Origin of the sequence: Nitrosomonas sp. Nm34, from assembly GCF_900113925.1 — a bacterium.
In the GTDB taxonomy this organism is placed as follows: Bacteria; Pseudomonadota; Gammaproteobacteria; order Burkholderiales; family Nitrosomonadaceae; genus Nitrosomonas.
Window position 1 is genome coordinate 1 of sequence record NZ_FORD01000079.1, and the last position, 9428, is coordinate 9428.

Here is a 9428-nt window from a genome sequence, read left to right on the forward strand (position 1 = left end):
ATTGGCGCTCTGATCGGAAAGACGCTGCTGACCATAAGTCTGTTCATCGCCCATATCACCGCTGACATTTTCTATGCGTGGATAACGCAGGACCTGTTGCCTAAACTTCTGCCCGCTTGCGTGATTGTCATGGACAACGCAACGTTCCATAAACGGCAGGATATCCAAACCGCCATTGCCAATGCCGGGCATACACTTGAATACCTGCCGCCTTATTCCCCGGACTTGAATGACATTGAACCCAAATGGGCTCAGGCCAAAGCCATCAGAAAAAGGGAAGGGTGTTCCATCGAGCAGCTCTTTGCCGTTTATGAAATTTAAATCATTTTATATGAGATCTGCTATAGATTCATCGAAAAGCTCTTCGCCGCTTATGAAATTTAAATCTTTTTATATGAGGCCAGTTATATCTGGAACCACAGGATCAATGGTTGCCTACAGCGATTTCCCGAATTCGGCAACCGATTAAAGCATTGTTTGCCTGGATAGAAGAAAAAACAGGCATTGAATGTTTGAGTAAAGTTCGTACTTATAAAGGGCTTACGCTACATGTATTCGGAAAACTAGGTGCGGCTCTGTTTTTCTGGAATTTTTTACAAGTTAGCTCTTAATTCACATGTAAGCACAACGATATAAAATGGAAAGCAAATCTAGTGCTAATCTTCTACAACCTCAGAAAAAATTTCGGGAAATGATATGAGTTATCACGAAAGACATAGATCACATCGTATAGGATGGTTATGCGCTGCCGTTCTCGGTGCAAATGATGGTATCGTTCCAACTGCAAGTCTCGTCATAGGTGTTGCAGCTGCTCATGCCGCGCATACGGACATTTTTCTGGCTGGAGTTGCTGGCCTAGTTGCCGGCGCAATATCTATGGCTGCAGGCGAATATGTTTCAGTAGGTTCTCAGTCAGATACAGAAAAGGCAGATCTTGAACTTGAGAGAAAGTCATTAAGCGACGATTACGAATTTGAGCTGCAGGAACTTGCAAGTATATATGAAAAAAGAGGGCTTGATTCAAATTTGGCAAAACAAGTGGCAGAACAACTAATGGTACATGATGCATTAAGAGCTCATGCAAAAGATGAGCTAGGTTTAGCAGAAAGTGTTAGAGCCCGTGCCATGCAAGCAGCATTTTTCTCTGCGGGTACATTTACTATTGGCGCTACGTATCATTATTGATTGCATGAAATGTGTCAAGCACTCAGCTCATACCTGTAGTTGCGGTATCGCCACTCATATTTTGGCAGCTCTAGGAAGTCTTGCCGCACGTGTAGAAGGCGCGGCGATGTCTATCGGTGTTATCAGAGTTACATTCTGGGGAGCCATTGCAATGAGTTTAGCTGCGGCAGTAGGACGATTATTTGGTATAGCTGTATGACAAGAAATTGGGTTTTATGAAGCAATTCCTAATGATGTTGAGTTCACTATTTTTATTCTTGACCCATATGATAATCAGCCTACCTCACAACTCTTTTAATGCGGCTGAACCCTAAATCGTCCTAAAACGACAATCATGGCAATGCCAAGCGCACATACCGCGCTGAGCATCAAATCATCTAAATGCAGGGGGGCCAGATGTAATAACGAAGCCAAGGTTGGGAATTGCACCAACAGTAAAGTTAGTGCGATGGTTGCTGCCACTATGATACGTGACATGAAGTTAGACAGGCCACTCAGAACAAGAGTCAACATGGCGCTTACAAACGATAGAGTGGTTAGGGCCATGGCTCGTGCGTGCTCAACCTCGTAACCTATACCAAGGCTGCGTTCATAGCCATAGATGATCATTAATGTCATCAGAGCTCCAACAATGGCGATCACCCACCATTCCCGCTGATTAAAAAATCGAGGGTGTTGTGTTTTTTGGATCGTATTCAAGCGTTCATTTGCTGGCAGATCCTGGAAGACCAGCAATGCCGTGGGATGAATGATCAGCTCGAGCCAGACAATATGAACAGGTAGATAAAGTAAGGGATAGCCTGCTAAAGGTATGAGTGCCGCGGTGATAACCAATGGAATGTGGATCATCAATAGGTAGGCAAAGCTCAGTTTCAAATTGCGAAACAACTGCCTGCCTTCAGCGATGGCGTGAATGATGGTGCGAAAGTTGTCGTCCAACAGTACAATGGCGGCAACTTCACGTGCGCTGCGGGTGCCGCGCTGACCCATAGCAATGCCGATATCGGCAGCCTGTAAAGCCGGTACATCATTTACCCCGTCTCCAGTGACCGCCACAACTTCACCAGCGGATTGCAGGCCCCGTACTAAGCTGAGCTTTTGTGATGGAACGGCACGTGCGATCACATCCACGTTCATTAGAGCAGCGTCTCCCTGTTGTAATAAATCGTCCAGTTGAGTTGCTTCGATCACTTTAGGATTTCCTTGGCCTAAGCCTATCTCGCGCGCTGTCGTCTCTGCGGTGGCAGGATGATCACCAGTGACCATCACAACGTGAATATTCCCTTCATGACAGTTTTGGATTGCTTCGGTAACTCCTTCGCGCACTGGATCTTCAAAGGCGAGCAAACCGGCAAAACCGAAGTCAAGACTCGGCTCTCCTCCAGCCCAGGCAGAATCGGTGAGGCCTCGCTCCGCACAAGCGATCACTTTATGTCCAGCTTTCGCGAGTTCAGTAACCTGAGTTTCCCATTTTATCTGCTCGTTCTCTGCGAAAGAGCACATGGCGAATATAATCTCCGGTGCCCCTTTAGTGGCTACTGTTAATGCACCATCGGGTTTGCGCCAAATAGCGGTTTCACACTTGCGATTCTCTGTAAAGGGAAATGTCATCACCAGAGAGTGATGCGAAAGTACAGGGGGTGCCACGTGAAGAATTGCTAAATCTAAAGGATCATCGGTTTCACTGCGGGAAGCAAAGGCCGCAACCGAAAGCAACTGCTCATCGCTAACGTCATTGTGTGGGTAACGGTGGGTCAAGCTCAACTGACCTTCGGTGATGGTGCCAGTCTTGTCCGAACAAATGCAGGATACTCGCCCAATATTTTCCACCACCACCGCGCGTCGCACCAGCGCCCGCCGTTGTGCCAGACGGTATACCCCAACACCAAGAAAAAAGGTAAAAACAACTGGAAATTCTTCAGGCAGCGCAGCAACTGCGAGCGTAACCGCACTCAACACCGCATCAACAATATCGAATCCCTGACGTAGGCGTACCCAGGCAAGTGCGAGACACAGAATTATAGCCGCAATAAGAAGCATCACAACCAAATTGGCAATCGCAGTTTGTAACGGAGTGCGCTCGTGACTACCGAGCAATGCAGAGTGCACGATATCAGCGTAAATTGTTTCAGCACCGGTGTACACAATGCGAACGGTGGCCGTTCCGGTGAGTAGCCGGGTTCCAGCATGGATCCAGTGAACCGTATCGACTGGTACAGGCGCAATTAACTGATCCAACTTCCCCAACGGCCGCTTACGTACCGGATAGGCTTCGCCGGTTAGCGCGGACTCATCTACTTGAATTGATTCACCACGGATGAGAATGCCATCGGCAGGCACGTTTTCTCCCGCAGATAACAGCACAAGATCCCCCGGCACCAGTTCCGTCGCAGCCATTTCTAATGCCTCGCCATCGCGTATCACATTGGCTTGTACGGCAAGTCGGCTCGACAATCCTTCAGTGGAAGCCTGTGTGCGACGGTGCAGGTATAAATCCATCCCAATTAGCGGTATTGCCGCCACAAAAAGTATCGCCGCTTCTACTTTGTCGCCAAGGAAAATAAACAATGTGGCCATGCCAAGCAGAAACCACAGCATAGGATCCTTGGCTGTATCCAACAACAATGCCCATCGACTCGAGGTGGGAACCTCTACGATATTATTACGCCCGTATTGTTTTAGGCGTGCATCGACTTCTTTCTGAGTTAGACCACGCTTACTATTCAGTATGTCGTCAAAACGTCCGATAGGCACAGTTCGAAGCATTGAATACATTCCCATCAATAGGTTATGTTTATTGCACTCACCTCAATGTAATGGCGATAAATAGGGATTTATCTTAACAGATAGTAAAAACAGGTATTGAATAATTAATCAATCAATATATGCCCAAAAAAAGCGAAAATACCAATAGCAATGCCGGTAATAAATTGCGCATGCACCAAATAAGAAAATTTCTTGAGTTCAGTTGGTGTGTAATGCAAAGTCAGAAACAGGCCAAAGATGCCTTGCCAAATAACCAAAGCCAGTACGGCAGGGAAGAACAAGATGTGGCTGTAGCGCGAAAATCCCATCATTGCAATATGCAGCAGAATAACGGCTACAGCTGCGATACCAAAATAAACATGCGTACGGTTCATCCATACCATCAAACGATTTAGGGAGGATGAGTCGATAGGGGAGGTATAGTCTGGGAGCAAGCGTTGTGCCAATTTCCCTTGACCCAACAGCAACTTAAGAAAGGTGCGAAAATAAATAAATGCCAACAGCGCCAAACCAGCATTACCAAAACCTTCACCGATTTCAGTCAGGAATGTTTCGCGCTCTTCAGGGATAGGATGAAACAAGTAGGCATAAATATAATACGCAACAGAAATAAGCGAGATAACAAAAGTGTAAATGAGAATGCTGAGGATATTCTTAAATGAGGTTTGCATGATTGATCGGTAAATGAATATCAATTCTCAGCTTTATAGTAGACTCTTTATATTAAGGAAATAACGCGTTTCATCGTGATGCTGCAAGATGTCGCACAGCAATTCCTGGATTGGCGTGGTGGAGGTCATGATGACAGGTAGCCATAAGGCTATCATGTCCGAAAAATAAGGCAAACAACCATGCTGCTCTTCGAGAAAATTTCTGTGGATAGACGCCGTAGGATTCGCCTCTACGGTGCAAACTATAAAAGAAAGAGAAAGAGCTTATTCCGTAAGCAAGGCGAATGGGTAGCCAGTACCATAAGAAGATGGATTCGCTTACGACAACCAACAACACGAATAGCGCCAACCGTAACAGCATTCCTCGCATTAGCTCGGCGTCTATCCCTTGCTGTATCATCCAACGAAAAAAGCTTTGCTCTGGTACTGTTAGTGCATTGATAAATCCCCACAATTTATTACCTCGCAATTGAAAATACTCAGGATCTAGGGGCGTTGCCATGTATCGATGATGGCGAAAATGAATATTGCGGTGTTCCCGGTAGCCTAGCTGAAATGGGGTAAGAAGTAGAGGCAGCAAACGAGTCAATGGATCAACTTCGCGATCATTACTAATATGAAACAGCTCGTGAATAGAAAGCATCCAGCGCGGCACGAGTACTGCCATACTGAATATTAAACTCCACGAAGGCGCCCAGCCGACCAGTGCAATCACTAAGTGCAAATAAATGAGAGCAAGCCACCCAAGGCTTAGCGTTCGGTAGCGTACTGCATCTGTTTGTGTGGTAAGGTGAGCCGCAGGAACAGCGTTATGATCCATGTCTCCTCTCATCCCTCTTGTTATCATGAATAGTTAAAAAGAATAACAGTTTTTATATAATCAGCAAGACGCTCTCTGGCCGTATACGTATCGAACGCGTGCTTAAGGATTATGTAGATGTAGGCCGCTGCTGTGCCATGCTTGGGAGAGTGCACTTCGTGTTAGCCGCCATCTTGTAGAAATCATGATTATGGAATTTTTGAAAATATCGTTATTGTTTGGTGTCACTGCCGTGGTTGAGATCGTGGGCTGTTATCTGCCTTGGCTAGTTCTTAAGCAGAATAAGTCAGTGTGGTTGCTGATTCCGGCTGCTCTTTCGCTGGCGCTGTTTTGACCCTGCGCCCGACTGCGGCGGGGCGAATCTATGTTGCCTATGGTGGGATGTACATCGCCGTTGCTTTAGTTTGGCTTCACTTCGTGAAGAGAATGGCTCTGATGCGCTGGGACGTAGCGGGTGCCTGCGTCGCACTGATGGGCATGGCTATCAGTGCGCTACAACCGGTGGCAGAGGCATAGCGTGCATGTTGGGGAAGCTGCCTTAGTTAACGTGGCCCAAAGTTCCATTATCCACCCAGTGAATCGGTGCAGTTTCCCTTCCCCTACCAATGCTGCAAATAAACCGCTTGATTAGTCCGCGCGTAATTCGTTGATTATCATTATCTAAAAAATAGGTGCTTGTGGACTTCGCTCCTGCAAGACGGGTAGGGGCGGAGAGAATAATGGTGCAAAAAGAGAAAAAGTGAGCGAACTTGTCAGATTTCTTAAAACCTCGAAGTCCGCAAGAATCCGTATGAGCCCGCGCAAACACGCAAGAGCAGGCACAAAAAAAACCAACCTGATGAAGGGTTGGTTTTTAATATTGGTGGAGATAAGGGGAAATGAGCACAGGTACACCAGACTGCTAACAAGTGCGGAAAGTTGAAAGTTCCTTGGGATAAATAACAATAGATGCAAGTAATAGCGATTTACTTGTAAAGGTTTGGATTTAATCTGACATTTTATTATTTTTAATCATAGAAATAATGGAGTGTTAAAAGTGAATCAATCATTAAAGCCTGCATTCGGTATAGCATATCTTCTACCGCCATGCACATACTGGTCCCAGTAGAATGCTTCTATCAAAAATTGGACTATTCGCTATCGTAGTGGCGCTAAGTTCTTTTCTTGCTTCCTTGGAAATAACTCGCCCTGTACTCAAGCTTTAATTTCAGGCGTATGTACGCTCGCGCACAGAGAAAACCCGTTTCGGAGCGTACGCTAAAGTTGTTCCTGGTTTTATCAAACCAGCGATAAAGAGTCAAAACACATCATAGGTGTTTTTTGAAATTACCGGATAGGAGAGCAATTATGCCTTCGAATAAAAGAAAGGATGAGGACAACAAGGGTACCAATCAGCGTGGTTTTGCTTCCATGAACGAAGAAAAGCAGCGTGAAATTGCGAGCAAGGGCGGTCATGCAGCTCACGAGAAGGGGACTGCGCATGAGTTTAGCTCGGAAGAAGCACGTGAGGCAGGTCGCAAAGGTGGACAGTCAGGAGGAAAAGGCCGCTCTGAGGATGAAGATGAATCATCTTCCTCTACCCGTGCCCGTGGCGGGACATCTGAGCAGCATGGTAAAGCAGGCAGCCAAAGCCATAATAATCGCTAACCAGCAATATGGGGTATTTTTAGCACCTGATCTGAAGATAAATCAATCGCCAACAATATGTCTAGTGTGATTAACACGGGCCAAAGAAAGTTTATTGCTCCAAGTCAGGATTAAATGGATATTGACGTAAGTCCGGGATAAGGATCACACCTCCACAGCTGGAAGAGTTTGAGGAATTTAATATGAAGTGAGGGGTTTCTCCTCACAAATATAATGAAGCTCTTTTTCAAAAACTATCCATCAACAAGAATTCAGAGTCCTTTTGCGCTTTTTTATTCCGAACTCACGCCAATATCTTTATGCCCTTATGATCATTGAAGATGATAAAGGGTTATAGAAACCATGTGGTGGGTAATACTTCAGATAGATTTTTATGTATGCAAAGTTGTGAAGGTGAAAGGAATTGCTTATGAAAAAGAATTATGAAAAAGAGATTAATCTACTTATCTCAATGGCAATGTGGCTGGCAATTATTATTGCCACCTGTATTAGCCGATAACGCTGTCAATCTGAGAGTATTGGTTATTTCTACAGGTGATGAAACTCAGGATCTGAATCTCAGCTATATTAAGCCTGTGCTGGATGAAATAGGCGTGCACTATGAGGTACTTGATGCTAGTACCCGGGATTTATAGGATATATGCTATTAGTAGAGCAATGGAACGGACCAACGGCTTCGTGTTCTTCGCCCATCGCGGCGAGAAATGGTCACAACCGGCAGGAAGACCACAGATCAGTATGCTCGCGCTACAACATCTGGTTCAAAATTGCATAATTTATACTAATTTGCTCATGATCTAGAAGTTATTGGCGCAGCTGTATTGGCACGGGAAATTGACGGCTGGCTGCTATACGGCGCTGACTTCGCCGATTTTAGACCATGTGAATCCGTGTGGGCGATTCGATCTCGTCATCAACACAGACTGTGGTACTGCTGTGATCGAAATGGCGGCTAGTGATACGCGTGTTGCGTCTACCACTGTGAAATGGTTAGTACCAATGCTATATAATTCATGGTTCTAATAAGGTGGCTCATACTCTGGTTGTAGCGGCCGCCTCTCGGTTTGAAGCATTGACTGGTTACAGCAAAAGTGTCTTTAGAAGAACTAATAACAACATATGGGTATAGTGCGATAGCTATAGGCGCCTTTCTTGAAGGCGAAACTATTCTCATTCTGGGAGGTTTTGCAGCGCATAGAGGCTATCTTGAGCTACCATGGGTTTTGGTTAGCGCGTTTCTGGGTACATTACTTGGGGATCAACTTTATTTTTACATAGGTCGTGTAAAAGGTGAAATTATCCTTGAAAAAAGGCCCAACTTAAAACGCAAATCAGAAAAAGTGTTCGCAATTATAGATAAGCATCAGACGGTGTTGATGCTAGGATTCAGATTCATGTATGGTTTCCGAACGGTCACTCCATTTTTATTAGGAGCGTGTAGGGTTTATCCGTTTCGCTTTCTGATCCTGAACATTATTGGCGCGTTCATTTGGTCAATAACTATTGGAATCATGGGATATATGTTGGGTCATGTACTCGAACGTATTATTGATGATATTAAACGTTATGAGATATGGCTATTTATTGGCCTGTCGGTTTCGGGTGTAATTGCCTGGGGCATCCACTTCTTAGTAAAGGGAAGAATATCGACAAATAAATAATCCAGAGAAGGTTAAACTTACCTTTGACACTTCCCAAATAATCTCTTCATACCCCATCATTTAATAGGACTCAACTATCAAGCTCAAGTTATTCGGGATGGCAGCTTATTTATCGACATCTTTATATTGTCATTAATGACCAGATTAACTGTAACAAAGAATACTAAGGTTACCGCTATTCAAGGCATAGGTAACTTCGACAGATTATTCTATCCGAAAATGAATGTCAGGTAATGATATAACGTGAGTTCGGGATAAAAAAAGCATCAAAAGGAATCTGAATTCTTATGATAAAAGAATTCTGGAAAATGATTTCATCGTTATTCGGGAGAAGAAACTATCCCTTAATATCAGATTTTCTAAGGTTCTTCCATCCGTATTGTGATGATTCTTATGTCAAACTCACGTTAATTTATTAGTAACATCTATTTTCAATAAGTAAGTAAGTAGTCACCCCTGAATAATCAATTAACATACTGATAATAAGACAGGAAATAAGAGAATGAGCAAATCAATTCGACCGGGAGTGGTAAAATAGTAGCTGTTTTCTGGTTGAATTGATTAAAAACATGCTCACCAAGATCCCTGAACTTCATCAAGCTAATTTATTTGAAGCAGATCTACTTCTACAACTTGATCCTGCGGATCCTCTGCTTCAATTATCAGCAGCGATTCCAT

At 44.5% G+C, this 9428-nt stretch carries 10 protein-coding genes and 1 pseudogene; 8 read left to right on the forward strand and 3 right to left on the reverse strand.

From position 1 onward, the window contains the following. The 4 genes from BM283_RS16090 to BM283_RS20700 form a co-directional block, all read left to right on the forward strand. Positions 1–321: transposase (locus tag BM283_RS16090; protein WP_175492192.1), on the forward strand; the 321-nt coding region annotated here is incomplete at its 5' end. Positions 322–431: 110 nt separating this feature from the next. Continuing rightward, positions 432–611 (forward strand): hypothetical protein, encoded by a 180-nt coding sequence (locus BM283_RS16095; RefSeq protein ID WP_217646564.1) that lies wholly within the window; start codon positions 432–434, stop codon positions 609–611. Positions 612–696: 85 nt separating this feature from the next. Beyond that, positions 697–1185, forward strand: a complete 489-nt coding sequence (locus BM283_RS16100; RefSeq protein WP_368086449.1) for a VIT1/CCC1 transporter family protein — start codon at positions 697–699, stop codon at positions 1183–1185. A 4-nt stretch (positions 1186–1189) separates the two neighbouring features. Next, a complete protein-coding gene (locus tag BM283_RS20700) occupies positions 1190–1384 on the forward strand; it encodes a hypothetical protein (RefSeq protein ID WP_368086450.1) in 195 nt (64 codons plus the stop codon). Between the two features lie 95 nt (positions 1385–1479). Here BM283_RS20700 and BM283_RS16105 read toward each other — a convergent pair whose 3' ends face one another. The 3 genes from BM283_RS16105 to BM283_RS16115 form a co-directional block, all read right to left on the reverse strand. Further along, positions 1480–3951, reverse strand: a complete 2472-nt coding sequence (locus tag BM283_RS16105; protein ID WP_090694930.1) for a cation-translocating P-type ATPase — start codon at positions 3949–3951, stop codon at positions 1480–1482. A gap of 104 nt (positions 3952–4055) precedes the next feature. Continuing rightward, complete coding sequence (locus tag BM283_RS16110) at positions 4056–4622, reverse strand: hypothetical protein (protein WP_090694920.1); 567 nt, start codon at positions 4620–4622, stop codon at positions 4056–4058. A gap of 70 nt (positions 4623–4692) precedes the next feature. After that, positions 4693–5442: a hypothetical protein gene (locus tag BM283_RS16115; RefSeq protein ID WP_090694922.1), complete on the reverse strand. Its 750-nt coding sequence runs from the start codon at positions 5440–5442 to the stop codon at positions 4693–4695. A gap of 190 nt (positions 5443–5632) precedes the next feature. On the opposite strand from BM283_RS16115, the pseudogene BM283_RS16120 reads away from it, so the two are divergent. The 4 genes and pseudogenes from BM283_RS16120 to BM283_RS16135 all read left to right on the forward strand — a co-directional run bounded on the left by BM283_RS16120 (position 5633) and on the right by BM283_RS16135 (position 8750). Beyond that, a pseudogene (locus BM283_RS16120) lies at positions 5633–5958 on the forward strand (YnfA family protein). A gap of 831 nt (positions 5959–6789) precedes the next feature. Continuing rightward, positions 6790–7089 carry a KGG domain-containing protein gene (locus BM283_RS16125; protein ID WP_090694924.1) on the forward strand — a complete coding sequence of 100 codons (300 nt, stop codon included), beginning with the start codon at positions 6790–6792 and terminating at the stop codon, positions 7087–7089. A 422-nt stretch (positions 7090–7511) separates the two neighbouring features. Continuing rightward, positions 7512–7724, forward strand: a complete 213-nt coding sequence (locus BM283_RS16130; protein WP_090694926.1) for a hypothetical protein — start codon at positions 7512–7514, stop codon at positions 7722–7724. Between the two features lie 456 nt (positions 7725–8180). Continuing rightward, positions 8181–8750, forward strand: a complete 570-nt coding sequence (locus BM283_RS16135) for a DedA family protein (RefSeq protein ID WP_090694928.1) — start codon at positions 8181–8183, stop codon at positions 8748–8750. Positions 8751–9428: the final 678 nt, after the last annotated feature.

Coding starts and splice junctions, on each gene's coding strand:
- BM283_RS16100 (WP_368086449.1), top strand. CDS start 697: ATGAGTTATCACGAAAGACATAGATCACATCGTATAGGATGGTTATGC.
- BM283_RS20700 (WP_368086450.1), top strand. CDS start 1,190: ATGAAATGTGTCAAGCACTCAGCTCATACCTGTAGTTGCGGTATCGCC.
- BM283_RS16105 (WP_090694930.1), bottom strand. CDS start 3,951: ATGCTTCGAACTGTGCCTATCGGACGTTTTGACGACATACTGAATAGT.
- BM283_RS16110 (WP_090694920.1), bottom strand. CDS start 4,622: ATGCAAACCTCATTTAAGAATATCCTCAGCATTCTCATTTACACTTTT.
- BM283_RS16115 (WP_090694922.1), bottom strand. CDS start 5,442: ATGGATCATAACGCTGTTCCTGCGGCTCACCTTACCACACAAACAGAT.
- BM283_RS16125 (WP_090694924.1), top strand. CDS start 6,790: ATGCCTTCGAATAAAAGAAAGGATGAGGACAACAAGGGTACCAATCAG.
- BM283_RS16130 (WP_090694926.1), top strand. CDS start 7,512: ATGAAAAAGAGATTAATCTACTTATCTCAATGGCAATGTGGCTGGCAA.